Below are 25,617 nucleotides of genomic sequence, written 5' to 3'. Positions count from 1 at the left end.
CCGCCGGACAGCACGTGTCGGCGGGTTTTTGTCATACCTTGAATTGGCGAATCAGTGAATCGAGTTCTTCCATCTTTTGTTGCGACTGTTCCGTCGCATGGTTCAACTCGGCGAAACGTTCGACGGACATCGTCACTTTTTCAGCGATTTCTTGCGTACCGAGCGCTCCGTTGTTGACGGTCGTCGCAACGTCCTGGATGACACCGATCATGTTCGACGTCAATTGTTCGAGCTCCCCGGCAGCGGCGGCAAACTCGGTCGCAGTCGTTTCAAAGCGACCTGCGTCCTCGCTATATTGTCCGGCTGCCTCTTCAAGTTGGTCATAATCTTTCAAGACGTTCGTGTCGAGGAAGTGGAGCATCTGTCCTGAGCTTTCATTCAAATGATCGACCGAATGAAGGACGGTCGTCGAGATGACTTGAATTCGTTCGACGGTCGCCCGGCTCGTCTCGGCGAGTTTTCGAATCTCGTCGGCGACGACGGCGAATCCGCGTCCGGCCTCTCCGGCACGTGCCGCTTCGATCGAGGCATTGAGCGACAAGAGGTTCGTCTGTGCGGCGATGTCGAGGATGTCGTTCGTGAGCGTCGCGATTTCACGGACGGCTTTCGCATCTTGCATCGCTTTCTCCAAGTTCGTGCGTGTCGACTGAAGGACGCTGATGGCATTCTCTTTCGCCTCCACCGCATGTGACTTGAGGGAGAGGGCACGCTCATCGATTTGTCTCGCTTCGGTTTTCCGCTCATCGGCCATCGTCACGATATGATGAATCGTCCGCTCCATATCCGAGGCGGAAGCGTTCATCTCTTGAGCGCTCGCCGCCGTCTGTTGCATACCGGCGGTCAAATCCTCTGTCGTCGCAGCGGTCGTCGTCATGTACGTGTCAAGTTCTTTCAACTCTTCGTACATATGGGTTGATTGTTTCGTCACACCAGTCGTCACGTCGTTCACTTGAAGAATCAACTGACGCAAGTTGGCGATGAACTGGTTAAAGTCGCGTGCGAGTCCGGCGAACTCGTCGCGGCGCTTCACAGGGATTGACGTCGTCAAATCGCCTTCGCTCGTGGCGAGCTCACGCATCTTCGTCTTGAACTCTTTGAGTGGTTCAAAGATGGAGCGGAAGATGAAGAGCATCATGAGGATCGTCATGACAGCCGCGACCCCGAGGACGATGAATAGTGTGAGTTGTACTTGTTCAAACGACTTAGCCGCCGCCGCTGTGTCCGTCTGAATTTCTTCCCGGTTCAAGTTGACGAGTAGACCGAGAGAGTTCGAGAGCGTGTCAGCGCTTGCATCCGCTGTATCGCGAATATATGTTTCTGCGGCAGCACTTCCTTCTTCGTTAGAAATACGGATGAGTTCACTCATCACGCCTTGATAGTCAGTCCAATTCGAGCTTGCCTGATCGAAGAGCTGTTGATCTTCTTCCATGATAATCGTGGCTTCATAACCGTCCATCCGTTGTTCTAAGATGGCGACGGATGCTTGAATGTCTCGCTCGATATTTTGTTTCGTCACCGCGTCCTCGACGAGTGCGTGACGAATCAAATGACGGCGAATTTCAAGCAATTGCTTATCCACTTGATGGATTTGGTCAATTCCTGGTACCCAAGAGACGATCATGTCCTCCTGGGCTGCTTTTGATGCGTTCAAGGCATACCAAGAATAACCGCTTACACCAAGAAGCAGCACAAACATGATGCTAAACGCAGTGATGAGTTTATTCCGAATCGACATACGATTCCTCCTTACGAAACTTTTCTATCTTTAGCATAATCAGAATCGCACATCAACCGTATAGCTGATTTCGAAAGCGGGTCAATATTCGAGATGGATTCCCCTAGTTTCTTAAAAAGGAGACATTTTCTCACAAGATAGATTTCCTTTTTTGTCTTATGAAAAAGTGGTATGATAATGAACGATGTATTGAAAACTGTTGGAGGTGGGAATTTTGGCTCGTATTACAGAAGCTGAAGTTCGGCACGTCGCCGGACTTGCCCGACTTGCGATCACAGATGAAGAAGTGACGCACTTCACGGAGCAATTGACAAAAATTCTCGAGTTCGCCGAGCAACTCGATGAGCTGGATACAACGGGTGTCGAACCAACGACCCATGCCCTAGATTTGAAAAACGTACTACGCAAAGACGAGGTCCGTCCATCGCTTCCACGTGAAGAAGTCGAACGGATGGCACCTGACTGGGAGAACGGTCAAGTCCGTGTCCCTGCGGTCTTTGAGTAAGGAGGCCTTTCATGAGTTTATTTGACCACGGTGTAGCGAAACTGCATACGTTATTAAAAGAAGGCGAAGTCACGGTCACGGACCTCGTCAAAGAATCGTTCGATCGCATCGAAGCGACGGATGATCAAATCGGTGCGTTTTTGACGCTCAATGAGGATGCGTTCGAGCAAGCGAAGCGCATGGATGAGCTTGCGAAAACATCAGACAACCCGCTCTTTGGGATGCCGATCGGTGTGAAAGACAACATCGTCACAAAAGGGATGCGGACGACATGTGCTTCGACATTCCTCGAGAACTTCGTCCCGGCACACGATGCGACGGTCGTCGAGCGTCTTCATGACGCTGGTGCCGTCACGATCGGAAAGTTGAACATGGACGAGTTCGCGATGGGTTCATCAAACGAGAACTCGGCGTTCAAGCCTGTCCGTAACCCATGGGACCCGACTCGTGTACCAGGAGGTTCTTCAGGCGGTTCAGCGGCATCGGTCGCAGCTGGGCAAGTCCTCTTTAGCCTCGGTTCGGATACGGGTGGTTCGATTCGTCAACCAGCCGCGTATTGTGGTGTTGTCGGGATGAAGCCGACATACGGTCTCGTCTCACGTTTCGGTCTCGTCGCCTTCGCGTCGTCACTCGACCAAATCGGTCCGCTCACGCGTACCGTTGAAGACAATGCTTACTTATTGAATACGATTGCGGGTCATTGCGACATGGACTCGACGTCGGCTGAAGTCGAAGTGCCGGACTATACGGCAGCGCTCAACCAGGATTTGACGGGCATGAAGTTCGCACTTCCAGAAGAATTCATGGCAGAAGGTGTCGCGCCTGGCGTCCGTGAACAGATTGAAAAAGCGATTGAGACGCTCAAGTCTCTCGGTGCGACGATCGAGACGGTTTCGATTCCGTCTGTGAAGTATGCCCTCTCGGCGTACTACTTGCTCGCCTCGTCAGAAGCCTCTTCGAACTTGGCACGTTTCGATGGTATCCGTTACGGACGTCGCGCCGAAGCGGACACGCTCGACGAAGTGTTCACGTATTCGCGTGAACAAGGGTTCGGGGACGAGGTCAAACGCCGGATCATGCTCGGGACATATGCCCTCAGCTCTGGTTACTACGATGCGTTCTACAAGAAAGCCCAACAAGTCCGTACCCTCATGAAGCAGGACTTCGCGAAAGTGTTTGAAGAGTATGATGCCATCGTTGGACCAACTGCTCCGACGACAGCATTCAAACTCGGCGAACAGCTCGACGATCCGCTCACGATGTACGCGAACGATATCATGACGATTCCGGTCAACTTGGTCGGTATTCCGGCCATCTCAGTCCCGGCAGGTCTTTCAGAAGGTCTCCCGGTCGGTCTTCAAATTATCGGGAACTACTTTGATGAATCAACACTTTACCGCGTGGCCCATGCTTTTGAACAAGCAAACGGCGGTTTCAAGATGCCACAGCTCTAAGGAGGACGTACGATGAACTTTGAAACGATCATCGGGATCGAGGTGCACGCCGAGCTGAGCACGAAGTCGAAGATTTGGTGTGGCTGCTCACGCACTTACGGTGCCGAAACGAATACACAGACGTGTCCGATTTGCCTCGGACACCCGGGCGTCTTGCCTAAATTGAACGAAGAAGCGGTCAACCTCGCCATCAAAGCGGCAATGGCACTCAACTGTGAGATTGCGACAGATACGAAGTTCGACCGGAAGAACTACTTCTACCCAGACACGCCGAAAGCGTATCAAATCTCGCAGTTTGACAAGCCGATTGGTTCAAACGGTCACGTCGACGTCGAAGTCGACGGAGAGATGAAACGATTCCGCATCGAGCGCGTGCACTTGGAAGAAGATGCCGGGAAGATGAACCACACGGGCGAGAAACACTCGGTCGTCGACTTCAACCGGACCGGTTCACCACTCATCGAGATCGTCAGTGAAGCAGACATGCGCTCACCGAAAGACGCGGTCGCGTATCTCGAACGCTTGAAAGAAGTCCTCTCGTTCGCTGGCGTCTCGGACGTCAAGATGGAAGAGGGGTCACTTCGCTGTGACTGTAACATCTCGGTCCGTCCATTCGGGCAGGAGAAGTTCGGTACGAAGACGGAGCTCAAGAACTTAAACTCGTTCTCAAACGTCTTGAAGGCACTCGACTATGAAGAAACGCGTCATCGTAAATTGCTTCTCTCAGGTGGCGTCATGCGTCAAGAGACGCTCCGTTACGACGAAGCGGCGAAAAAGACGATTCTCATGCGTGTCAAAGAAGGGGCAGCGGACTACCGTTACTTCCCAGAACCGGACCTCGTCCGTCTCGAAATCGATGAGGCATGGAAAGAGCGCATCCGCGCGACGATTCCAGAGATGCCGGCAGCACGTCGTGAACGCTACATGAGCCAATACGGTCTCTCGGCATACGACGCGAAAGCCCTCACGTCGACGCGTGAGTTCTCGGACTTCTTCGAAGCGACGACAGCGGCCGGTGCGGAGCCGAAAGCGGCAGCGAACTGGCTCATGGGTGAAGTGCTCGGTCACTTGAACAAGACGAACGAAACGGTTGAGACGATGAAGTTGACACCGGAATCACTCGCTGAACTCATCCGCTTGATCGCAGAAGGGACGATTTCATCGAAAATCGCGAAGCGTGTCTTCACGGCGATGATGGAAGAAGGTGCTGAGCCGAAAGCATATGTGGAAGCGAACGGACTCGCCCAAATCTCGGACGAGAACTTGCTCCGTGGCTACATCCTCGAATTGTTCGAGGCGCATCCGCAAATGATCGAAGACTTCAAGAACGGGAAAGACCGTGCGAAAGGCTTCATCATCGGCCAAATCATGAAACAGACGAAAGGGATGGCGAACCCGGCACTCCTCGATGGCTTGTTCCACGAAGAGATCGCGAAACGCTAAGCAGGCGGCGAGACACTTGTGTCTCGCTTTTCGCTCGAGTTGAGCATAGGGGAGAGAATCAATATGCAACGGAAACGTGCGCGGGTCATTTATAACCCGACATCTGGTAAAGAAGTGATCAAACGGGAACTCCCGTACATTTTGAACCGCCTCGAGGATGCGGGTTATGAGACGTCGACGTATGCGACGAAAGCGATTGGTGATGCCACGCTCGAAGCAAAACGGGCCTCAGCGGCCGAGTTCGACCTCATCATCGCCGCAGGTGGAGACGGGACATTGAACGAAGTCATCTCTGGGCTCGCACCGCTTGAGAATCGTCCGACAATCGGACTCATTCCGGTCGGAACGACGAACGACTTCGCCCGGGCGATGCGGATTCCACTGAGCGTCGTCGGCGCACTCGACGTCATCTGTGATGGGTTCGAGATGCCGGTCGACCTCGGGGAGATCGAAGGCGAGAAAGGTGACATCCACTATTTCATCAATATCGCCGGCGGTGGTATCATGACCGAGCTCTCGTATGAAGTGCCATCGAAGTTGAAGACGGCACTCGGACAGCTCGCCTATTACGTGAAAGGAATGGAGAAACTGCCACTCATCAAACCGACGTATATTGAACTTGAGCACGATGAAGGAACGTTCCAAGGCGAGGTCATGGTCTTCCTCACATCGAACTCGAACTCGGTCGGTGGATTTGAAAAAATCTCACCACACGCGTCGTTGAATGACGGGTTGTTCGATCTGTTCATTTTGCGGAAATGTAACTTGTTCGAATTCATCCACGTCGTCCGCCTACTCCTGCGGGGTGAGCATTTATCCAGCTCACTCGTCGAGCACGTGAAGACGAGCCGCGTCCGGATGAAGACGACCGAGCCGATGAGTCTCAACATCGACGGCGAGTATGGCGGGGAGTGTACAGGTGAGATGCGGAACTTATTCCGTCACTTGACGGTGCTCGCGCCGAACGCCCGAATCCGCGAGATGGAAGATTTGAATGCACAATATGAACGCGAACAGATGATCAAGCAATTGTTCAATGTTTCGCTCGATAAAGCAGAGTGAAAAGATAGGAATGACGACATCAGTCATTCCTATTTGCAATGGAAGGAGCATTCGTATGCTACCAGTGAAAAAGAATGATCGTCTCGATGTCCACGTCCACGACCTGACCCATGAAGGGGCGGGTGTGGCACGTGTCGACGGCTATACGTTGTTCGTGCCGAACGCGTTACCGGGTGAGACGGTCGAAATCGTCGTGACGAAGACGAACAAGCAGTATGGGTTCGCCCGATTGTTGAACGTGAAAGAAGCGAGCGCCGACCGCGTCGAGCCACCGTGCCCGATTTTTTATCAGTGTGGCGGCTGTCAGCTGCAACACTTCAGTTATGAAGGACAACTTCGCCAGAAACGAGAACGTGTCGTCGATGCGCTCAAGCGTCTCGGGCAGTTCGACGTGCCGGTCCATGACACGATCGGGATGCCAGAACCTTGGCGCTACCGCAACAAGGCACAAGTCCCGTTCAAACAAGAAGGAGACCGTCTCGTTTCAGGCTTCTATCGCCCTCGTTCCCATGACATCGTTGAGATGAGCGAATGTTTGATTCAAGATGAGCGCAATGATCAGGCGATCCAAGTCGTCCGTGATGTGTTGGATGCACGTGGCGTACCGGCGTATGACGAGAAGACAGGACGTGGGGTCATCCGTCACGTCATGGCCCGTTACGGGTACCATTCGGGTGAACTCATGATCGTCCTCATCACGAAGACGACGAAACTAAAAGGCGTGAATGAGATCGTCGCCGATATCGTCGAGCGTCTTCCAGACGTGACGTCGATCATGCAAAACGTCAACCCGGACAAGACGAACGTCATCCTCGGAGCGACGAACAAGTTGCTCTACGGCCATGAAACGATTGAGGATAAAATCGCAGGACTCACGTTCACGATCTCTCCGCACTCGTTCTTCCAAGTCAATCCGGTCCAAACGGAGAAGTTGTACGGGAAGGCGCTTGAGTACGCACAACTGTCAGGTACGGAACAAGTCGTCGATGCCTATTGCGGTATCGGGACGATCAGTCTCTTCCTCGCTCGGAAAGCGGCACACGTGTATGGTGTTGAAGTCGTACCAGAAGCAATCGAGGATGCGAAACAGAATGCGCTCGTCAATGAGATCGACAATGTGACGTACGCATGTGGTGCAGCGGAAGATGTGCTTCCAGAGTGGAAGAAAGATGGCGTGAATCCGGACGTCATCGTTGTCGACCCACCACGTAAAGGCTGTGCCGAATCGTTCCTCGAGACGATGGTCGAGATGGGACCGAAGCGAATCGTATATGTCTCGTGTAACGTCGCGACGCAGGCGCGCGATATGCGTTACCTCGCTGACCGAGGTTATCGCTTGATGGAAGTGACACCGGTCGACATGTTCCCGCATACGGCGCATGTGGAGACGGTGGCGTGGATGTCTAGGGAATAAATACACTAGCTGTTCAAGCATTGATAGAGCAAGGTTTATAGGGTTTCACTTAAGTTTATTTTATGTTAATAAACAGGTGGGACCCTTTTTATTATTGGCTTTAGATGCCCTGAAAATCGGGGTTGAGTTGATAGAATAGATTTTGGATGGGGGAGTCGACAGAATAGATGTAGGGCATAAACTGTGTTGTATTTAGACTAATCATATAGTTAGAAATCGCATTGAATATTATTAGTCTAAAAAAACATAAGTGCCAGGAGGTAAGGAGATGCCTGATCAACGTAGAGTGATATGCTTCCCAATAGGTAGACAGATGAAATAACCAATCTGTTTATTCTATTGGGGAGCATATCAAACACCAACAGGGAAAGAAAAATGGAGTAAACGAACCATTGATGTCATGTTTAGCAATGAAAAAATATATTGGTGTAGTGAGGCTATTGAATGCCGGGGAACATCAAGAGAATTATGTTTCTGAAAATAATCATCCAGCAATCATTTCAAAAGAGCAATTTGAAGCGGTGCAGATTGAAAAGAAGAATAGAAGCAATGTTGTGAAAACTGATGATGGTGTAAAAAGAAAGAGTAGGAAGTACAGTTCGAAGAGAAAGAAATAATAAGCTAAAAAAATATTTGATAAAAATCTAAGCTTGTTCGACTTACTTTGACAGAAAAATAATGTAAAGGGGGGATGATAATTTGAAAAAAGAAATAAATTATTATCCAACTAGTGCACAAAATTTTACCATTGATGAATGGATTTGTATGTTACAAGAAAATAGTGGTTTTACTCCGGTGAACTGAACCCTGAATGAGCACTTTTTATCAAGTGTCTATCATTCAGGGTTCAGTTCATTTTCCGAGCGGTTTAGTTTGCTGTTTAGAATGCTTTTCTAAAGCCTGCTGAATAAAGAATGTACAATATAATGAATTTTTGTGATTGTATGTTCGACAATATATAAGAGTTGTTCCGTAAAACAGTTGGTTTTGTTATGCTGTTCTTTTATAATTTTTCACTTTTGCAATAGAACTTGATTCGAATCAATTTTTATTTCATAGAAACATCCTATGCTAGAGTCATCAACAAGGAATACAAATGAAAATGAAATTGGAGGGAATCAACATGCAAAGATATATATTAAGTAAAAAGAATTCCATTACACTGATCAGTGCAATTTTGATTGCACTTGCATTCTTCGGACGATTTTCCTTAGACAACATGGCCATTTTCAATTGGTCGCTCATCATTGCATCTATTCTTGGTGTAGCACCAATTGCGATTCAAGCCTATCAGGCATTAAAAGTAAAAGTTGTCAGTATTGATGTTTTAGTTACCATTGCAGTTATTGGGGCAGTATTGATTCAAAATTATGAGGAATCAGCCATCGTTACTTTCTTATTCTTATTTGGTTCTTACTTGGAGCAACGTACCTTGAACAAAACACGTTCTGCCATTAAAGAATTAACAGAGCTGGCACCAGAAAGTGCTTTAAAGCAAATGGAAAACGGAGAATTTGAAGAAGTAGATGTCGATGATGTAGACGAAGGTGATATTTTATTAGTTAAAACGGGTGCAAAAGTTCCGGTAGATGGAACAGTGTTAATTGGTGAAGGTCACATTAATGAAGCAAGTATTACTGGAGAATCGCTACCTGTAAGTAAAAAGGTTGATTCTGAAGTATTTGCAGGATCTATCTTAGAAAATGGAACGATCCAAATTCGAGCTGATCGTGTTGGAGAAGATACAACATTTGGTAGAATTATCGAATTAGTGGAAGAGGCGCAGGATTCCAAATCAGAAGCAGAACGTTTCATTGACCGATTCTCAAAATACTATACACCAGCTGTGTTAGTCCTTGGTTTTATTGTTTGGTTTTTCTCAAAAGATATTGAACTAGCTATCACGATTCTTGTTTTAGGATGTCCAGGTGCATTAGTTATCGGGGTACCTGTATCCAACGTTGCCGGTATCGGAAACGGTGCACGTAATGGTGTCCTCCTAAAAGGTAGTGAAGTTATCAATGACTTTAGCAGAGTAGATACTATCGTTTTTGATAAAACAGGAACATTGACAGTAGGAAACCCTGAAGTTGCCGAAAAAGAATTTTACGGAAAAAATACTGAAGAGGTTCTAGGATATTTAGCAAGTGTGGAGCGTGAATCGGACCACCCACTAGCGAAAGCTGTCCTACAGGATATTGGCGAGACAACTTTCTCTACTGTTGAAGAAACCGAAGTCGTTAAAGGTGGCGGAATTGTAGCAAAAATAGGTGTTCATCGTATAGCCGTTGGTAACGTAGCTTTAATGGAAAAGGAAAATGTGAAATTAAGCGAAAAAGCTAAAAAAGACGTCGAACGCTTTGAGAAAAATGGGAATTCTCTTGTGTTAACTGCGGTCGACGGAGAATTAAACGTTCTGATGGGTATTCGGGATCAAATCCGTCCAGGTGTTAAAAAAGATCTTCAAAAACTGAAAAAACTAGGGGTCAAAAACCTTGTCGTTCTTTCTGGGGACAACCAAGGAACCGTAGATTTAGTTGCTCGAGAACTTGGGTTAACAGAAGCACATGGTCATATGCTACCGGAAGGAAAATCTGCTTATATCGAAAAAATGCAAGCAGAAGGCGGGATCATTGCCTTTGTCGGTGACGGAGTGAATGATAGTCCTTCACTAGCCTTAGCAGATATCGGAATCGCCATGGGAAGTGGAACAGATGTTGCAATTGAAACATCAGATGTTGTTTTAATGAATTCTGACTTTAGTCGTTTACCACACGCATTAGGCTTAACAAAATCAACTTCAAGAAACATGAAACAGAACATTACCATAGCAGTTGGTGTGGTATTAGTCTTACTTGCCAGCCTACTATTTAGTGAATGGATGAATATGTCAATCGGGATGTTGGTTCATGAAGCAAGTATCTTAGTAGTCATCTTGAATGGTATGAGATTGCTTCGATACCGTTTGAGAGAATAATTTTAATAGAAACCAGTCTTGATGAATGATAAAGGGGAAGTATTCAGGTAGGAAGAACAAAATACTCCCCTACTTTTTCTTAAAACTTGATTTGCATCAATTTCATTTCGTTGAACCTGAACTATACTTAAATTGTAAAAAAAAAAGAAGAGGGAAAACAAAAAAATCAAAGATAAGATGAAAGGAGAAATAATTCATGCAAAAAGGAGTTATTCAATTAGAAACATTATCTTGTCCATCTTGTATGCAAAAGATTGAAAATGCGGTGAAAGGATTAAATGGGGTTAATCAAGATAGCTTAAAAGTATTATTTAATGCTAGTAAAGTAAAAGTAGATTTTGATTCAGAAACGATCACCATTAACGATATCGAAAAAGCCATTGAAGACTTAGGATATCCAGTCGTCAAATCAAAAGTAAAATCGGCCTAAGACCAAAAAATCACAAGAAAGAGGGAACGAATAATGTCTGAACAAACATTTTCTGAACAAACATTTAACGAAGTAATAACAAACCATTTTGAAAAACTTGATTTATACACCACTGCAATTACACGGGCCCATGGTAAGAATCACCCAGAAGCCTTTGAAGTACGTGAATTGTTTGAAACAATTAGTGGAAAAGTAAAAGACGCAGGTACGAACAAACCTGACTTAGATGCTGAATTTGCTCAATTACGAAAAATCACAGACAACTACACCATTCCTGGAGATGTATGTGAAACGTATGCAGGCACATTCGAGATGTTATCAGAAGTAGATAAAGCATATCAGGCTTTAAGGAACTCAAAAACAAAAGAATAGATTGGTTTACGGTCGTTAAAAAATGAAGGGGGAAATGATTTATGCAAAAAGCAACGATTCAATTAGAAACCTTATCTTGCCCATCTTGTCTCCAAAAGATTGAAAATGCGGTGAAAGGAATAAACGGTGTGAATCAAGATAGCTTGAAAGTAATGTTCAATGCAAGTAAAGTAAAAGTAGATTTTGATTCAGAAGCAGTCGCTATTAACGATATCGAAAAGGCAATTGAAGACTTAGGATATTCTGTTGTCAAATCAAAGGTAAAACCTGCTTAATCGAGTGAATAGAAAGGAATCCTAGGATGCCCTCTTAGGCTTTTTATAAAAGGGAGAGGTTATTTTGGAACAAAACCAATGTTGTCATCACCAACATGGACATGCAGAATGTATTCGTATTGTTCCCATTTTCAACCATTTGGAAGACTCACAAATGGATTTGATTGCGGAATCTGCCAAGATACTTCATCTTAAAAAAGGGGAAATGTTATTCCGTGCAGATGAGGAAGATGATACCTTATATATTATCAATTCAGGTAAGGCTCGGATTTACCGCTTAACGGATTCTGGAAAAGAACAACTTGTTCGCATTTTAAATCCTGGTGATTTTACAGGTGAAGTCGCCGTTTTCCAACCTGGAAGTATTCATGAGAATTATGCGGAAGCACTACAAAATACATCCATTTGTTTAATTAAACGAGGTGATTTACAGAAGTATTTGGTGGAATATCCGCAGATCTCATTAAAAATACTGTCAGAAGTAACGATGCGTTTAAAGGATTCTGAAAAACAAACCACACAAGTAGCGATTGAAAATGTAGAAACCCGCATTATATCCTTTTTAGCTGAGAATGTTGAAAAGGGAAGTGGCGATAGTCCAACGATTGTCTTACCAATGTCCAAAAAGGATTTAGCCTCGTATCTTGGTACCACACCAGAAACAATCAGCCGTAAATTTACTACTCTAGAAGAACTTGGATTGATTAAACAGTTACCGAAAAAGAAAATTAAAATAATGGATTTAGATCAGTTGTTACTTCATACTGAATAAATATAAGCAGAGTAGCGTGCCATCATCTAACGTGTTAAGTTTAATAGTACAAAACATAAAATAACAAACCTTTTAGCAATCCAATTAGCATATAAAATGGATTGCTAATTTTTGTTGATTTAACAATGTTTATCTACAAAAAGTGAACTGAACCCTGAATGAGCACTTTTTATCAAGTGTCTATCATTCAGGGTTCAGTTCATTGACTCAATCGGGGGCTTTTTTGCAAACAGCCGAAAGGGGAGTCGGAGATGAGGAAAATCATTGTACTTGAACATCTGTCATTGGACGGTGTGATTCAAGCACCGGGTGGGAAGGAAGAAGATTTGAGTGAGGATTTCATGCATGGGGGATGGACGGAGCCGTTTTCGAGTCAAGAGCTTGGCATTTGGATTCGGACGCAAATGCATAGTGAGTTTGATTTGTTGCTCGGGCGAAAGACTTATGACCAATGGGCGAGTTATTGGCCGAACCATGATGATGTCTGGCGGGAAGCCACTCGGGCGATGAAGTATGTGGTCACGCGGCAATCACAGGATTCACGATGGGAATCAACGACGTTTCTGACAGAACCGGTCGAAGCGTTAAAACGAATCAAACAAGAAGAGGGACCCGATTTACACGTCTGGGGAAGCAGCGAACTTGTGCATACGCTACTCGCGAACGATCTCATCGATGAAGTTCGACTGATCATGTATCCCATCATCATCGGTTCAGGCAAACGACTTTTCCGGACGGCAACATCTTGCCACTACAACTCGACGTAATCGAGCAACAGCTGATGCCGAACGGGGTCCATGTCGTTCGGTATGGGCGCTTTCAATCGGAAGGGAAGAAGAGGTGAAAATCGAGCAACACCTGGAGATGACCGTTTCAGAATCGATGGATAAGGAACTGACCGAGCTACTGCAACACGCGTTTCCTTCAATCTATCCGAATCGTCGCGTATGAAGACGAACGGATCATTGGACAAGTCGGGTTAGACTTTCGTGTGATGAATATGAACGGAGAACCGATTCACGTGCTCGGCATCATCGATCTGTGTGTCCGGGAAGAAGTTCGGGGACGTGGGGTCGGACGGGCGCTGATGGAAGAAATCATTGCCCTCGGAAAAGAATACTCAATCGACTTTCTTCTGTTATTCGCAGACCAACCAGACCTTTACGAACGCATCGGGTTTCACACGGTATCCAACACATGCACGTGGCTTCAAATCAATGATGAGAACCAGACGACACGCGGGATTGGTGAGACATCATTTGACGAACTGATGGTACGAGCGGTTGGGGATAAGCGATGGATGGAAGGAAAGCTCGATTTATTAGGATACTTATACTAAATCGGAACATCTTCATGTTGATTAGGTGATTGAGAACGAAAAATATAACAGTAATCTTTAGGAGGGATTGAATGAAGCAATATACGTTTCGAACTCGTAACGTCCCGCTTTCCCTGCATGATGCGGTCATCACAGAAGCGACTGTGACGGGTTCGACAATCCGTCTCGTCTTTATGGATGGGATCCGTGACTTGTTCAAAAAGGAAGCGGTATGGACGGGTCGTGCCACCGTGACCATCTCGAACGTGGACTGGGATACTTCGTCGCTCGTTCGCTTTGGTGAATCCACTTATTCGGTGTGTCCAATTGAACAGTTGAGCCAGTTCGTTCAAATGGGGCGCTTTGAAATCGTCGATGAACTGTACGGATATCGGCAACTGTTGTTTCGCTGCATGTGGTTGACCGATACGATGTGTGAGGCGGTGGAGCTGAGTCTATCCCATTCAAGTGAGCTCGTCATCCGATGGGAAGACGAGCCGTCCGAAGCGATGTATGAATCTGAATCATTTTGAGGCAAGTGTGAGACCGACATGATCGGCGACCGCTCGCGCAACATCTTGTTTTGAGAGGTGATCTGTTACAATTTTTTCTGCATGGATTTCAGATTGAAATGCGGACTGGCAGCGATCAATCTGCGCTTTCCCCCAAGAGTTGAACCATTCGAAACGTTTATTCAATCGTTTCACGAGCGTTTGTCGATGCGCTTCGAGGATCAAATGACGTACGTCGATCCCGTCCCGCTGAAGCCGACCGATGATTTCGTCTACATACGTTGCGTCCACCAATGTCATCGGAACGAGGATGATCCCATCGAAGGACGTGGCAATCTTCGACAACATCCGATAGTTGAACTCCCGCCATTCCGGATGGTGCTGAAAATCGGACTGTTGAAGGCTTTTCGGCAATTGGTCCCGAATGAAAAAGCCGACTTGTTCCGGGTCATAGAGAAACGCGTTCGGCAACTGTTTCTCAAGTAGCTTGGCACAGGTTGTCTTGCCCGAGCCGAATGCACCGTTAATCCACAAAATCATTGTCATCATCCTTTCGTGTTTCTATTCTCTACGACTACAATGGAGTCCTACAAAAAACACCCCATAGTAGCGGAATTCGAATTCCATCTACTATGGGGTGTTGTCATGCTGTCTTAGGATTAGGGGATTCTGTTTCTCGTAACGCATCGACTCGTTTGTATTCTTCAGTATCGGTCCACATCTCGTCTTTCAACGGATTGAGACGTCGTTTCATAATACGTGAAACCTGCATGACGGCGAGCACGACGTTGAGGGCGAGACTGATGAGGGCGAGCGTCCAGTTCGCTGCCGGATTATAAGAGACGCTCACATTGAACGTACTGCCGACCGCAAAGAAGTAAGGGAAGGTCATAACCCACATCATCCAAATTGAGAGCGTTTGGGCACGGTTCTGCATCCATGTTCCTTTCGCCCAAAGGAGAGCAGGGATGGTCGCGGCAATGTTTAACGCAAATCCGGAATAAAATGCGTTACCTGGTGCACACGAATAGACGTAGGAGATGTTCCAAATCCCATATGCGATGATCCACAATTTCGTCTGGTCCGGCCAAATCATATCGACTCGCTTACCGGACGTCGCAAAGATGCCGAACCAGCCACAAATGGTGAGGATGTTCAAAATTCCGGCGAAGGCGTTCACGTAGTTCCACCCACCGGAGATGTAATTCATACCGTCGACGACTCCATCAAATCCCATGAAGCCGACTTGAAACTCCCGTATAACGGCCTCCATGATATTGATGGCAAGAATGGCCGGGACGAGTACTAAATACCAAGGATGTTTCTTATGGTAGTTCGTGAAGCGGATGACCATGTAGATGAGCGCGCCGGCGAGTGCCGAATACACCTTCACCCAATGGAACCACGACGTGATTTCCGAATCGACGACAAACAACCAGATTGGAGTCAGTGCGATCGGTAACGCCATGAACATAAGTTGGCTCGCCCGTTTACCAGAACGGACGAACTCGTTAAACCCCATCAGCAGTCCAAGGACGACGAACCACATGACGACGTTATACCAAGGCATTGATTCGAAGAAAAACATAACATGACACTCCTTTCGAAAATGAGATAAACAGAAATAAATGCAATGGCTAAACATACCGAACGTTCGTTATGTTTATGTGAAAATTGTAACAAACTATTGTAAGCGCTGTCAATAAGAGGTGGGAGCTCACATGGAAGTGTCGAAAGTTCGCCACATCATTATGGTATAATGAGCGTTGAAAACAGAGGAGGGTGCGAGATGATGATGAACGAAGGAAAGTTGAAAATCTTACAAGCTGCGCGTGAAATCATCGTCGAACAGGGCATCAAAGGCACGACGCTCCGAGGGATTGCGGAGCGGGCCGGATTCAGTACGGGTGCGATTTATCATTACTACACGTCCAAAGAGGCGATTCTATATGACGTGATGGACGAGGGGCTCGGTGAGGTAAAACGCATTGAGACCGTCTCCCATGACGATCGAAAGGAAGCGACGGTGATTATTCAGGAAATCTATGAAGGTATGCAGGAGCGCCTTCAAAAAGATGCGGAGAGCCGACTTCAATTTTATCTCGCCCACGAAGCGATGATTGGCAATGAGGAGATCGAACAAAAGTTCAGAGAGAAATATCAAGACTGGATCACACGGATTGAGACGATCTTTGTACGGGCTTACGGAGTCGAGCAAGGGCCGATGACTCAGGCGGTCGCCACATGGACGATGGCCGGGATTGACGGGATGGTGCTCCAGACGCTACTTCGCACGGGAACGATTGAACCGGAATACACGAATCGTGTGCTTCATTACTTATTGACCGAAGGATTCCCGCACTTTTTTCAACTCATTCGCTCGAAAGAAACGGATCATGAGTAATGTCAGTTGATACAATCCGACGGACATAATAGAATAGATGAGTGATTTTGTTGGACTGTATGGATGAAAGGAACTGATTTTACGATGAAAGAAAACTTTTGGCGCGACCTTCCGCGTCCGTTCTTTATACTTGCCCCGATGGAAGATGTGACCGATGTCGTCTTCCGTCATGTCGTCGCCCACGCGGGACGCCCGGACGTCTTCTTCACAGAATTCGCGAACTCGGACAGCTATTGCCATCCGGAAGGAAAAGGAAGCCTCCGTGGTCGTTTGACGTTCACTGAGGATGAGCAGCCGATGGTCGCCCACATCTGGGGAGACAATCCGGAATATTTCCGTCAAATGAGTATCGGGATGGCCGAGATGGGCTATAAAGGACTCGATATCAATATGGGTTGCCCGGTCCCGAACGTGGCGAAACGTGGGAAGGGGAGCGGTCTTATTCTCCGTCCGGAAGTTGCGGCTGAGCTCATTCAAGCAGCAAAAGCCGGTGGTCTCCCGGTCAGCGTCAAGACACGACTTGGCTATTCGAAGCTCGATGAGTGGCGTGACTGGTTGACGCATCTCTTGAAACAAGACATCGCCAACTTGTCGATTCACTTGCGCACGCGCAACGAGATGAGTAAAGTCGACGCGCACTGGGAAATGATCCCAGACATCGTAAAGTTGCGGGACGAGATTGCGCCGGATACGCTCATCACCATCAACGGGGACATCCTCGACCGTCAAATGGGACTCGAGCTCGTTGAAAAATACGGGGTCGATGGTGTCATGATCGGTCGCGGGATTTTCAAGAACCCGTTCGCGTTCGAGAAAGAACCACGCGAGCATTCGATGGAAGAACATCTTGATCTATTGCGTCTGCAACTGGACCTTCAGGATAAATTCCAGGAAGACGTGCCGCGTTCGATTTCGAACTTGCACCGTTTCTTCAAGATTTATGTCAAAGGATTCCGTGGGGCGAGCGAGCTCCGTCATAACTTGATGGAAACGAAATCGACGGATGAGGTACGAGCGTTGCTCGATGCCTTTGTCGAGAAATATCATGAAGAAGAGGCAGCACTCGCTGAGGCGGTCTCGACAGTCGAATAGTTTTTGAAGGGGGTCAGTGAATACTGAGTCCCTTTTTTATATGAAAAATAGTAGATGACGATGAAACGTTTCATATGGTCGATTCGTATGTAATGAGTGGAAAGAAGAGGAGGGGTGAAGATGAGCGAATGGTGCGAATCAGCAGTCGGGCTTGGACTTGTATTTGGCACGGTTAGCGGAATCGTCATCTCTTTATTAGTTGATTTTCCGTTTATGTACGGTATTGTCATCGGTTCAATCATCGGATATGTGATTGGTCTTTTCATATCCATTCGTGCAATCAAACGATAGCGACCCATTACAGAATTTTCGAGCGGGAAAGCCCACTCCTTTAGGGGTGGGATAAAAGCTCGGCAGGATGCGGAGTGTCAGTAAAGAGTCCGAAGGTTTTGGCGCTTTAAGTATCTGGAAATCTTCTTGTTGCAGTTTGTTGGTTAAACTGACACGATATGAATATGGAAACCAACTATAGAAGAACTCATATTACTGTTTCTCTAATCAATTATCACTTCGTCTTCTGTCCTCGATACAGAAGAAAGATATTCCTTCGTAACGATGTAGAAACACGTTTCAAAGGTTTGATGTCCGAAATATGCGAAGAACTGAATATCAACATTATAGCCTTGGAATGCGAGAAAGATCATACGCATATGTTCCTTAACGCCCCTCCAACACTGAGTCCTGCTGACATCATGGCAAAAATAAAGAGAGTAACATCTAAAAAGTTAAGAGAGGAATTTCCTCATCTTCAACATTTGCCGAGTCTCTGGACACGATCCTATTTCGTCTCCACCGCTGGAAATGTATCGAGCGAAACGATTAAACGTTATGTTGAACAACAAAAAACAAGGGGGTGACACCGTGTCCCAGACGTTGACGGTCAATATCAAGCTTCATCCTACCAAAGAACAGGAATCGATTCTAAAAGATATGATGGCGACATACATCGAGACGACCAACCGACTTGTCTCGGACATGGTGAAAGCCGAGGTGACGCTCAAGTTGACGAGCAAGAATGTCTCCTCGCCCTTGCCTAGTGCCGTCAAGAACCAGGTCATCAAAGATGCCCAGAGTGTCTTCCGGAAAGTGAAGAATTCGAAATACAAGGTCGTCCCTGTCCTGAAGAAACCTTATTGCACATGGAACAACCAGAACTATTCGTTCGATTTTGAGTCCGTTTTTCTTCCAATCATGGTAGACGGGAAGGTCAAAAGGACAGAGATCCGTGCCGAGATGGTCGATCGAGACAATCGTAACTTCTCCCTTCTGAATAACAAGCTGGGTACGCTTCGTATCACGAAGAAGTCAAATAAATGGATGGCTCAAATCGCTGTCACAATCCCCACGACGGAGAAGACCGGTACGAAGGTTCTTGGTGTCGACCTCGGTCTCAAAGTCCCGGCGGTCGCATCGACCGATTGCGACAAGGTGAGGTTCTTTGGGAACGGTCGTGAAAACAAGTGCATGAAACGCAAGTTCCGGGCGAGACGGAAAGAGCTCGGTCAAAAGAAGAAGCTGAACGCGATCAAGGAACTGGACAACAAGGAGCAGCGTTGGATGAAAGACAAGGATCACAAGGTGAGCCGTGAGATCGTCGACTTCGCAAAAGAGAACAATATTTCTGTCATTCGCCTAGAGAAGCTGGCGAATATCCGGCAGACGGCAAGAACAAGCCGTAAAAACAATAAGAATCTGCATACATGGTCGTTCTATCGCTTGGCATTGTTTATCGAGTACAAGGCGAAACTAGAAGGGATCAAGGTTGAATATGTCAATCCTGCACACACATCTCAAACATGCCCTTCTTGCGGGAGTCGGAATAAAGCGAAAGACCGTACCTATTCGTGTTCTTGCGGATTTAATAAACATCGAGATGTAGTCGGTGCGATGAATATCCGAACCGCACCTGTGGTTGATGGTAAAAGTCAATCAGCCTGAGAATCTATATGATCTGTCTCAGGAGGGGTGATGGCACACCCTCATCTGAAGGCTTGAGCAAAACAGAAATGGACTGCGCTCGCACAAGCACTTCAGAATCCCACGGTTTTAATCGTGGGAGTGTCAATAAAACAAGAGGGGGCTTTGACATGAGTGAATTCCAATTTATTGTGAGCGATCACCCACTAAAAGAAGTTGAAAATCCATATGGCGAGTTCTTATCTATCAACGAGGCCATCCAAAAAGGATTCGAGTTGCCTGACATTCTGACAGACGTCGAGGATCTCGACCGTGATGAAAAGATTTTGATGAACGTCGAGTCGGAAGAGCAACTGGACGAGATTGAGATTAAACATAGTCTCTATTATGCCGTGGAGAACGTCGAGGCTTATTCTTCAAAACCGCACGTAGTAGAGTTGCGTTGGCGTTATTCCGATGCGAGAGCCGAACAGCTCGTCGAGTATATAACCGACCATTTGAAGACGGCGGGGGAAGTCGAGATTTGGAAAGTGTGGGTCGATGAACAGACCGAGCCGAAAGTTCAATCCATCAAGCTCGACGAATTGACGATTGATGCATTACGATTCTTAGGTGAAGTCGGATTCGTACGACCGGAGTGCCTTCGAGTTACAACATTCTAATCCGCGTGCAAAGAACGTATTGTCCCCCTGACGAGATTTCTCGTTAGGGATTTTTGATTTCTCACCTCACTTGAATAAAGACTGCTATATTATGGGGAGAAGAGTCAGGAGGGAATACCATGCATATTCTAATCGTAGAAGACGACCGGACGATCGCCTCCGGTCTCCAATATTCACTCGAACAAGAACAATTTAGAACAACGTTATGCCAAAACGTGGCTGACGCGACGATTATGATTGAACAACAGTTACATACAATTGATTTATGCCTCTTTGATTTGTCACTGCCAGATGGGAGTGGATATGACTTATGTCGGCTCGTGAAGCAACAACAAGACATCCCTGTCATCTTTCTGACGGCATTCGATGATGAAGTGAATGTGGTGATGGGACTCGATATGGGAGCGGACGACTACATCACGAAACCGTTCCGTGTCCGAGAACTCGTTTCACGAATTCACTCGGTACTTCGTCGATACAATAAAAACGTACGCTCGCCTCTGTTGACGATTGGTCCAGTTGAAATCAATACGCAAGATGCAAAAGTAAAAAAGAATGGGGACGAAATTTTGTTGACAGCGCTCGAGTATCGTTTGTTGCTCATCTTTGGGAGGCATACAGGGCAAGTGTTGTCACGGGCCCAACTACTCGATCAGATTTGGGATGTGGGTGGGGAATTCGTGAACGATAATACGTTAACCGTTTATATTAAGCGACTCCGCGAGAAACTAGAGGATGATCTACAACACCCGATGCTTATTACGACTGTGCGTGGAATCGGATACAAGGTGGGGCGTTAATATGTTGCGAAACCAAGAAATAAGAATATACTTGTTCACTTGTCTATTCCTCATTGGAATAGCTGTAGGTATTGCCGTCTTGTTCATGTCCATAGAGGCGGCCGTTCTGGTCGTCCTATTAGCAATCATACTTTTCGGCGTTACGTATCGTTTCACGGCATGGCGTTATCGAGAAATCGAGCAGCTCTCGGGATATCTTCAAGAAATCAGTAATGGCAACTATACATTGGATGTCCGTGATAATCGCGAAGGGGAGCTCAGTTTGTTAAAGAGCCAACTCTACAAAGTGACGAAAATGCTATCTGAACAAGGCGCGCATCTTGAAGAAGATAAACAGAAGTTAACGGATGCGATCTCCGATATCTCCCATCAATTGAAGACACCGCTCACCTCGATGACCGTCATGGCGGATCTCCTCAGTGACCCTCGTCTATCCGAGGAAAAGCGTCAAGAATTCACCCATAACGTACAAGTACAACTTGAACGAATGGAGTGGCTCTTGTCTTCTCTTCTCAAACTATCAAAAATTGATGCCGGGACAATACATTTCAAGCGCGAATTGGTATCTGTCCCTGCGCTCATTGAAGCCGTAGCGGAACCGATGCTCGTACCGATTGATATTAAAATGCAACGACTCCATGTTCAAGGCGAAAAAGATGTTGCATTCGAGGGTGATTTGAAGTGGACGACGGAGGCACTCATCAACATCTTAAAAAATTGTGTGGAGCATACGCCGGAACAGGGCGATGTATTCATCGAGTTTAGTGAAAATACGCTGTATACAGAAATTGTGATTCGTGACACGGGGATTGGCGTCGCAAAACAAGACCTCCCGTCCATTTTCCAACGGTTTTATAAAGGTGTGAATGCGAGCGAAGAAAGTGTCGGGATTGGGCTTGCCATGGCACACAGTATCATTATGAGCCAGGAAGGTGAGTTGACTGTTCGAAGCGAACCTGGGGTCGGAACGGATTTTCATATTCGCTTCTATAAAGCAGTTGTCTGACCGCTAAGTGACGAAATCGTCACTTTCGAGTCACAGACGAGTCACACTCACTCGGTACACTCGAAGTAGATCAAGTACTGGAGGGTGCAAACATGAACATATTAGAAGTACAAAACTTATCGAAAGTATACGGCAAGGACGAGATGGAGGTCAGAGCGCTCGATGACGTCTCGTTCACGGTGAAGAAAGGTGAATTTGTCTGTATCGTCGGTCCTTCGGGTTCGGGGAAATCGACATTGTTGCATTTACTTGGTGGTGTCGATGTGCCGACGAGTGGACAGGTGTTGATTGATCAAACAGACATTTATGCATTGGACGAGACGCAGCTTGCCATTTTCCGTCGTCGACAAATCGGTTTGATTTATCAGTTTTATAACTTGATTCCGATTTTAACGGTCGAAGAGAACATCACGTTACCGATGCTATTAGATGAACAAAAAGTGGATATCGCTCACTTGGAACGCATCATCGGCATCTTGGGCTTGTCAAACCGATTGACCCATTTACCAAATCAATTATCGGGAGGGCAACAGCAGCGCGTTTCCATCGGTCGGGCACTGATTAGTAATCCGGCTATTATCTTAGCTGACGAGCCGACAGGAAACTTGGATAGTCAAAATAGTGAAGAAATCATGAGCCTGTTAAAACTGTTCAATAAGAAATTCAATCAAACGCTCATCATCATTACCCATGACGAGCGGATTGCCTTACAGGCGGATCGTATCATTTCGATTGAAGATGGCAAGATTGCGAAGAATGAGGTCGTCCGCGCATGAACATCATCAATAAAATGACACTTCGGCATTTGCGCGAGAACAAACGACGCTCGCTTGTTACAATCATCGGAGTCATCATCTCTGTATCGATGATTACAGCTGTCACAACGCTCGGATCTTCTTTTTTGGATTTGATGATTCGTCAAGACATCGCAGATAACGGAGAATGGCATGTTCAGTATCTAGATACAAACGAAAAGCAAGTCGAAGCTATTTGGGATGATGCGAACACGAAGGCTGTCATCCTTTCAAATGATGGTTATGCTCAACTAGAAGAGTCACAAAATGCTTACAAACCATACTTATATGTTCGAAACTATAACACATCCGGATTGAAGAGTTTTCCAATTGACTTGACTGAGGGGCGTCTACCGGAAAAAGAAGGCGAAGTCGTCATTTCAGAAGGGATTCGCCAAAATGCCCTCGTCACCTATAACATCGGTGATGAATTGACACTTGAGATTGGAGAGCGGATTGATCCGTCATCAGGTCACGTGTTGACACAAAATGATGGTTTGATCCGAGAAGATGAGACGATTCTCGAACAATTAAACGTTGAGGATACGGTGACATTGACGGTTGTTGGAACGATGGCTCGACCTGACTGGGAACCGACTTGGTCGCCAGGGTATACAGTCGTCGGATTCATCGATGATCAAGAATTGAATGGAGCAAAAGTCGATACGTTCGTCGCCTTGAACGATGTAGACAACTCGATTTATTCGGAAGCGAAACAGTTGATGACCGAACAGAACATAGAACGTGTCGCCTATAATTCCTCATTGCTTCGTTATTATGGAGTGACAAATGACGATGGCTTGCGTAAAACGCTATATGGATTTGGTGGAATCATCATGGCGGTCATTGTGATCGGTTCGATTTCTCTAATCTATAACGCATTCGCCATCAGTGTGTCGGAGCGTTCTCGTTACCTCGGAATGTTGGCAAGTGTCGGGGCTACGAAGCGACAAAAGCGCAACTCGGTCTATTTTGAAGGGATGGTTATTGGGGGAATTAGCATTCCGCTCGGTATCCTGGCGGGGATTACGGGTATTGCGTTCACATTCCTATTCATCAATGCATTTGCCGAAAAAGCGTTGAACGTGACGGAGAAGTTTGAAGTTGTCGTCACACCAATCACTTTACTATTAACTCTCTTCATTTCGAGCGTAACCATTTTCATTTCCTGCTATCTTCCGGCGCGTCGAGCCTCAAAGATTTCTGCGATTGACGCCATTCGTCAAACGCAAGATGTACGATTGACATCAAAACAAGTGAAGACGTCAAAACTAGTTCGTCGTCTTTTCGGTTTAGAAGCAGAGATTGGGTTGAAGAATACGAAGCGCAACCGTAAACGGTATCTGGTTACCGTCTTCTCGCTCGTCATCAGTATCGTCCTGTTTTTAGTGGTCAGTTACTTCACTGATCGTCTCGAACAGTCCCTTGACATGTCTCAAGCAGACTATGATTTCGATATTCTTGTGAATGGTTCAACGCTTGATCAAAATGATTTACGACGTTATGAATCGTTAGATCATGTGACGAACGGAACATATTTTGAAAATGCAACGGTCCAAACGATGGTCAGCAAATCTCAATTACCGAGTGCGATTATCGAGAACGAGAATTTTGCATCGACGTTTGTTGACGGAAAATTTATGTACTACGTATCCCTCTATCAATTAGATGATGAAAGTTTCAATGCGTACTTGAAACAAATCGGAGCGCCTGTCAGTCGTTTTGAAGACGGGGACGTACCAGGAGCCGTCTTGATTGATGAGATTTCGTATCAAGACATGGATCAGAAAAAATTCATCACTTCAGAGACGGTCGAAGCAGAAATCGGTGATACGTTTGAATTGAGGGACGAGAATGCAACGGGCGACGCGGCACCGCTTAGAACGATTCAAATTGGTGCTATGACAGATATCGCCCCGACCGGTGTGATGACAGGTTCTCTTGGATGGCTCGATGTGATAGTACGAGAAGGGACGTTTGAAGAAGACGCAATCGGGGATTTGATGAAACAATCGAGTCCATCAATCGCGTTGAATACAGATGATTCCGAGGACACACAACAAGTGATTGAAGCGGAACAGAATTCGGATTTGTATGTCTTTAACGTATCGGAACAACGGGAACAACAAGAACAGATGTTGTTACTTTTATCAATATTTGTGTACGGGTTTATCGTGCTAATTTCGCTAATCTCGATTGCGAACATTTTTAATACGATTTCAACGAGCGTCTCACTTCGTCGTCGTGAGTTTGCGATGCTTCGTTCGGTTGGGATGACTCCGAAAGGATTCAATAAGATGGTGTACTATGAAAGCATTTTTTATGGGGTGAAAGCCCTTGCGTATGGGATTCCCATCAGTCTTCTCATCATGTACCTCATCTATCGAGCGCAAATCAATACGTTTGATGCTCCGTTTACCTTGCCGTGGAATAGCATTTTGTTTGTCGTCATCATGATTTTCATGATTGTGGGTGCCTCGATGCTATATTCCGTTTCAAAAATAAAGAAAGATAACATTATCGACCGATTGAAACAAGAAAATGATTAAGTAGATTATTGAAAAATTCATGACAAACCATGAAGTACAAAACAAGGGGCTCAGTACATATTGAGTCCCTTGTTTATGATGTCATGACAAACAAAACACGATTACCAAAACTATACGAAGAACG

The 25,617-nt window shown here is 46.3% G+C and carries 27 protein-coding genes; 24 read left to right on the top strand and 3 right to left on the bottom strand.

The features are described from left to right. Nucleotides 1–31 precede the first annotated feature (31 nt). Nucleotides 32–1,735: a methyl-accepting chemotaxis protein gene (locus KNO71_RS03750; RefSeq protein ID WP_214687299.1), complete on the bottom strand. Its 1,704-nt coding sequence runs from the start codon at nucleotides 1,733–1,735 to the stop codon at nucleotides 32–34. Nucleotides 1,736–1,949: 214 nt separating this feature from the next. Here KNO71_RS03750 and gatC point away from each other — a divergent pair, with 214 nt between their 5' ends. The 14 genes from gatC to KNO71_RS03680 all read left to right on the top strand — a co-directional run bounded on the left by gatC (nucleotide 1,950) and on the right by KNO71_RS03680 (nucleotide 14,290). After that, nucleotides 1,950–2,240 (top strand): Asp-tRNA(Asn)/Glu-tRNA(Gln) amidotransferase subunit GatC, encoded by a 291-nt coding sequence (gene gatC, locus KNO71_RS03745; RefSeq protein ID WP_012727041.1) that lies wholly within the window; start codon nucleotides 1,950–1,952, stop codon nucleotides 2,238–2,240. Nucleotides 2,241–2,251: 11 nt separating this feature from the next. Continuing rightward, the gene (gene gatA, locus KNO71_RS03740) at nucleotides 2,252–3,694 is read left to right on the top strand and encodes an Asp-tRNA(Asn)/Glu-tRNA(Gln) amidotransferase subunit GatA (protein ID WP_031422700.1); all 1,443 of its coding nucleotides are present in this window, start codon (nucleotides 2,252–2,254) and stop codon (nucleotides 3,692–3,694) included. A 12-nt stretch (nucleotides 3,695–3,706) separates the two neighbouring features. Continuing rightward, nucleotides 3,707–5,137, top strand: coding sequence for an Asp-tRNA(Asn)/Glu-tRNA(Gln) amidotransferase subunit GatB (gatB, locus tag KNO71_RS03735; protein ID WP_078147403.1), 1,431 nt, complete (start codon nucleotides 3,707–3,709; stop codon nucleotides 5,135–5,137). Nucleotides 5,138–5,200: 63 nt separating this feature from the next. Continuing rightward, entirely contained in the window at nucleotides 5,201–6,199 is a 999-nt protein-coding gene (locus KNO71_RS03730) for a diacylglycerol kinase (protein ID WP_012727038.1), read from the top strand. A 55-nt stretch (nucleotides 6,200–6,254) separates the two neighbouring features. Continuing rightward, complete coding sequence (gene rlmD / locus KNO71_RS03725) at nucleotides 6,255–7,613, top strand: 23S rRNA (uracil(1939)-C(5))-methyltransferase RlmD (protein ID WP_214687298.1); 1,359 nt, start codon at nucleotides 6,255–6,257, stop codon at nucleotides 7,611–7,613. A gap of 395 nt (nucleotides 7,614–8,008) precedes the next feature. Next, nucleotides 8,009–8,230 carry a recombinase family protein gene (locus tag KNO71_RS03720; protein WP_214687297.1) on the top strand — a complete coding sequence of 74 codons (222 nt, stop codon included), beginning with the start codon at nucleotides 8,009–8,011 and terminating at the stop codon, nucleotides 8,228–8,230. A gap of 506 nt (nucleotides 8,231–8,736) precedes the next feature. Then, the gene (locus KNO71_RS03715) at nucleotides 8,737–10,590 is read left to right on the top strand and encodes a heavy metal translocating P-type ATPase (RefSeq protein WP_078147400.1); all 1,854 of its coding nucleotides are present in this window, start codon (nucleotides 8,737–8,739) and stop codon (nucleotides 10,588–10,590) included. A gap of 196 nt (nucleotides 10,591–10,786) precedes the next feature. Continuing rightward, on the top strand, nucleotides 10,787–11,020 hold the full coding sequence (locus tag KNO71_RS03710; RefSeq protein WP_054788693.1) for a heavy-metal-associated domain-containing protein: 234 nt from the start codon (nucleotides 10,787–10,789) through the stop codon (nucleotides 11,018–11,020). Nucleotides 11,021–11,053: 33 nt separating this feature from the next. Beyond that, on the top strand, nucleotides 11,054–11,392 hold the full coding sequence (locus tag KNO71_RS03705) for an iron-sulfur cluster repair di-iron protein, ric (RefSeq protein WP_214687296.1): 339 nt from the start codon (nucleotides 11,054–11,056) through the stop codon (nucleotides 11,390–11,392). Nucleotides 11,393–11,433: 41 nt separating this feature from the next. Then, on the top strand, nucleotides 11,434–11,667 hold the full coding sequence (locus KNO71_RS03700) for a heavy-metal-associated domain-containing protein (protein ID WP_074033862.1): 234 nt from the start codon (nucleotides 11,434–11,436) through the stop codon (nucleotides 11,665–11,667). A gap of 64 nt (nucleotides 11,668–11,731) precedes the next feature. Continuing rightward, nucleotides 11,732–12,439 (top strand): Crp/Fnr family transcriptional regulator, encoded by a 708-nt coding sequence (locus tag KNO71_RS03695; RefSeq protein WP_078147398.1) that lies wholly within the window; start codon nucleotides 11,732–11,734, stop codon nucleotides 12,437–12,439. A gap of 251 nt (nucleotides 12,440–12,690) precedes the next feature. Next, entirely contained in the window at nucleotides 12,691–13,206 is a 516-nt protein-coding gene (locus tag KNO71_RS03690; protein WP_240499846.1) for a dihydrofolate reductase family protein, read from the top strand. 224 nt (nucleotides 13,207–13,430) lie between these two features. Further along, complete coding sequence (locus tag KNO71_RS03685) at nucleotides 13,431–13,778, top strand: GNAT family N-acetyltransferase (RefSeq protein WP_483298384.1); 348 nt, start codon at nucleotides 13,431–13,433, stop codon at nucleotides 13,776–13,778. A 71-nt stretch (nucleotides 13,779–13,849) separates the two neighbouring features. Next, on the top strand, nucleotides 13,850–14,290 hold the full coding sequence (locus tag KNO71_RS03680) for a hypothetical protein (RefSeq protein ID WP_078147396.1): 441 nt from the start codon (nucleotides 13,850–13,852) through the stop codon (nucleotides 14,288–14,290). Here KNO71_RS03680 and KNO71_RS03675 read toward each other — a convergent pair. Continuing rightward, a complete protein-coding gene (locus tag KNO71_RS03675) occupies nucleotides 14,282–14,809 on the bottom strand; it encodes an AAA family ATPase (RefSeq protein ID WP_214687294.1) in 528 nt (175 codons plus the stop codon). The two genes, KNO71_RS03680 and KNO71_RS03675, sit on opposite strands and share 9 nt — an antisense overlap. A gap of 103 nt (nucleotides 14,810–14,912) precedes the next feature. Beyond that, nucleotides 14,913–15,857 (bottom strand): DUF5692 family protein, encoded by a 945-nt coding sequence (locus tag KNO71_RS03670; protein WP_214687293.1) that lies wholly within the window; start codon nucleotides 15,855–15,857, stop codon nucleotides 14,913–14,915. A 201-nt stretch (nucleotides 15,858–16,058) separates the two neighbouring features. Between KNO71_RS03670 and KNO71_RS03665 the strand changes: the two genes are divergently transcribed. The 10 genes from KNO71_RS03665 (at nucleotide 16,059) to KNO71_RS03620 (ending at nucleotide 25,493) form a co-directional block, all read left to right on the top strand. Beyond that, complete coding sequence (locus tag KNO71_RS03665) at nucleotides 16,059–16,673, top strand: TetR/AcrR family transcriptional regulator (protein WP_214687292.1); 615 nt, start codon at nucleotides 16,059–16,061, stop codon at nucleotides 16,671–16,673. A gap of 84 nt (nucleotides 16,674–16,757) precedes the next feature. Then, nucleotides 16,758–17,765: a tRNA dihydrouridine synthase gene (locus KNO71_RS03660; RefSeq protein ID WP_435528646.1), complete on the top strand. Its 1,008-nt coding sequence runs from the start codon at nucleotides 16,758–16,760 to the stop codon at nucleotides 17,763–17,765. A 120-nt stretch (nucleotides 17,766–17,885) separates the two neighbouring features. Beyond that, nucleotides 17,886–18,056 carry a hypothetical protein gene (locus KNO71_RS03655; RefSeq protein ID WP_214687290.1) on the top strand — a complete coding sequence of 57 codons (171 nt, stop codon included), beginning with the start codon at nucleotides 17,886–17,888 and terminating at the stop codon, nucleotides 18,054–18,056. Between the two features lie 164 nt (nucleotides 18,057–18,220). After that, the gene (gene tnpA, locus KNO71_RS03650) at nucleotides 18,221–18,622 is read left to right on the top strand and encodes an IS200/IS605 family transposase (protein ID WP_078147392.1); all 402 of its coding nucleotides are present in this window, start codon (nucleotides 18,221–18,223) and stop codon (nucleotides 18,620–18,622) included. Nucleotides 18,623–18,626: 4 nt separating this feature from the next. Then, nucleotides 18,627–19,703, top strand: coding sequence for an RNA-guided endonuclease InsQ/TnpB family protein (locus KNO71_RS03645; RefSeq protein WP_078147391.1), 1,077 nt, complete (start codon nucleotides 18,627–18,629; stop codon nucleotides 19,701–19,703). A 149-nt stretch (nucleotides 19,704–19,852) separates the two neighbouring features. Beyond that, nucleotides 19,853–20,344: a hypothetical protein gene (locus KNO71_RS03640; protein WP_214687289.1), complete on the top strand. Its 492-nt coding sequence runs from the start codon at nucleotides 19,853–19,855 to the stop codon at nucleotides 20,342–20,344. Nucleotides 20,345–20,463: 119 nt separating this feature from the next. Continuing rightward, complete coding sequence (locus KNO71_RS03635) at nucleotides 20,464–21,144, top strand: response regulator transcription factor (protein WP_214687288.1); 681 nt, start codon at nucleotides 20,464–20,466, stop codon at nucleotides 21,142–21,144. A gap of 1 nt (nucleotide 21,145) precedes the next feature. Next, nucleotides 21,146–22,150, top strand: coding sequence for a sensor histidine kinase (locus tag KNO71_RS03630; protein ID WP_214687286.1), 1,005 nt, complete (start codon nucleotides 21,146–21,148; stop codon nucleotides 22,148–22,150). 92 nt (nucleotides 22,151–22,242) lie between these two features. Next, a complete protein-coding gene (locus KNO71_RS03625; RefSeq protein ID WP_074033830.1) occupies nucleotides 22,243–22,926 on the top strand; it encodes an ABC transporter ATP-binding protein in 684 nt (227 codons plus the stop codon). Further along, nucleotides 22,923–25,493, top strand: a complete 2,571-nt coding sequence (locus KNO71_RS03620; RefSeq protein WP_214687284.1) for an ABC transporter permease — start codon at nucleotides 22,923–22,925, stop codon at nucleotides 25,491–25,493. Before KNO71_RS03625 ends, KNO71_RS03620 begins: the two co-directional genes overlap by 4 nt. Nucleotides 25,494–25,617: the final 124 nt, after the last annotated feature.

This window comes from Exiguobacterium sp. s163 (genome assembly GCF_018617135.1).
Taxonomy (GTDB): domain Bacteria; phylum Bacillota; class Bacilli; order Exiguobacteriales; family Exiguobacteriaceae; genus Exiguobacterium; species Exiguobacterium profundum.
The sequence above is the reverse complement of the archived record's forward strand: the minus strand, read 5'-3'. Positions and strand labels throughout refer to the sequence as shown.

Bases quoted from the DNA above. Each gene is read 5' to 3' on its own strand.
- KNO71_RS03670 (WP_214687293.1), bottom strand. From the start codon at position 15,857: ATGTTTTTCTTCGAATCAATGCCTTGGTATAACGTCGTCATGTGGTTC.
- KNO71_RS03680 (WP_078147396.1), top strand. From the start codon at position 13,850: ATGAAGCAATATACGTTTCGAACTCGTAACGTCCCGCTTTCCCTGCAT.
- KNO71_RS03700 (WP_074033862.1), top strand. From the start codon at position 11,434: ATGCAAAAAGCAACGATTCAATTAGAAACCTTATCTTGCCCATCTTGT.
- KNO71_RS03635 (WP_214687288.1), top strand. From the start codon at position 20,464: ATGCATATTCTAATCGTAGAAGACGACCGGACGATCGCCTCCGGTCTC.
- KNO71_RS03665 (WP_214687292.1), top strand. From the start codon at position 16,059: ATGATGATGAACGAAGGAAAGTTGAAAATCTTACAAGCTGCGCGTGAA.
- KNO71_RS03750 (WP_214687299.1), bottom strand. From the start codon at position 1,735: ATGTCGATTCGGAATAAACTCATCACTGCGTTTAGCATCATGTTTGTG.
- KNO71_RS03710 (WP_054788693.1), top strand. From the start codon at position 10,787: ATGCAAAAAGGAGTTATTCAATTAGAAACATTATCTTGTCCATCTTGT.
- KNO71_RS03675 (WP_214687294.1), bottom strand. From the start codon at position 14,809: ATGATTTTGTGGATTAACGGTGCATTCGGCTCGGGCAAGACAACCTGT.
- KNO71_RS03620 (WP_214687284.1), top strand. From the start codon at position 22,923: ATGAACATCATCAATAAAATGACACTTCGGCATTTGCGCGAGAACAAA.
- KNO71_RS03730 (WP_012727038.1), top strand. From the start codon at position 5,201: ATGCAACGGAAACGTGCGCGGGTCATTTATAACCCGACATCTGGTAAA.
- gatB (WP_078147403.1), top strand. From the start codon at position 3,707: ATGAACTTTGAAACGATCATCGGGATCGAGGTGCACGCCGAGCTGAGC.
- KNO71_RS03715 (WP_078147400.1), top strand. From the start codon at position 8,737: ATGCAAAGATATATATTAAGTAAAAAGAATTCCATTACACTGATCAGT.
- KNO71_RS03705 (WP_214687296.1), top strand. From the start codon at position 11,054: ATGTCTGAACAAACATTTTCTGAACAAACATTTAACGAAGTAATAACA.
- KNO71_RS03625 (WP_074033830.1), top strand. From the start codon at position 22,243: ATGAACATATTAGAAGTACAAAACTTATCGAAAGTATACGGCAAGGAC.
- gatA (WP_031422700.1), top strand. From the start codon at position 2,252: ATGAGTTTATTTGACCACGGTGTAGCGAAACTGCATACGTTATTAAAA.
- KNO71_RS03690 (WP_240499846.1), top strand. From the start codon at position 12,691: ATGAGGAAAATCATTGTACTTGAACATCTGTCATTGGACGGTGTGATT.
- KNO71_RS03630 (WP_214687286.1), top strand. From the start codon at position 21,146: ATGTTGCGAAACCAAGAAATAAGAATATACTTGTTCACTTGTCTATTC.
- KNO71_RS03655 (WP_214687290.1), top strand. From the start codon at position 17,886: ATGAGCGAATGGTGCGAATCAGCAGTCGGGCTTGGACTTGTATTTGGC.
- rlmD (WP_214687298.1), top strand. From the start codon at position 6,255: ATGCTACCAGTGAAAAAGAATGATCGTCTCGATGTCCACGTCCACGAC.
- KNO71_RS03660 (WP_435528646.1), top strand. From the start codon at position 16,758: ATGAAAGAAAACTTTTGGCGCGACCTTCCGCGTCCGTTCTTTATACTT.
- KNO71_RS03720 (WP_214687297.1), top strand. From the start codon at position 8,009: ATGTCATGTTTAGCAATGAAAAAATATATTGGTGTAGTGAGGCTATTG.
- KNO71_RS03640 (WP_214687289.1), top strand. From the start codon at position 19,853: ATGAGTGAATTCCAATTTATTGTGAGCGATCACCCACTAAAAGAAGTT.
- tnpA (WP_078147392.1), top strand. From the start codon at position 18,221: ATGGAAACCAACTATAGAAGAACTCATATTACTGTTTCTCTAATCAAT.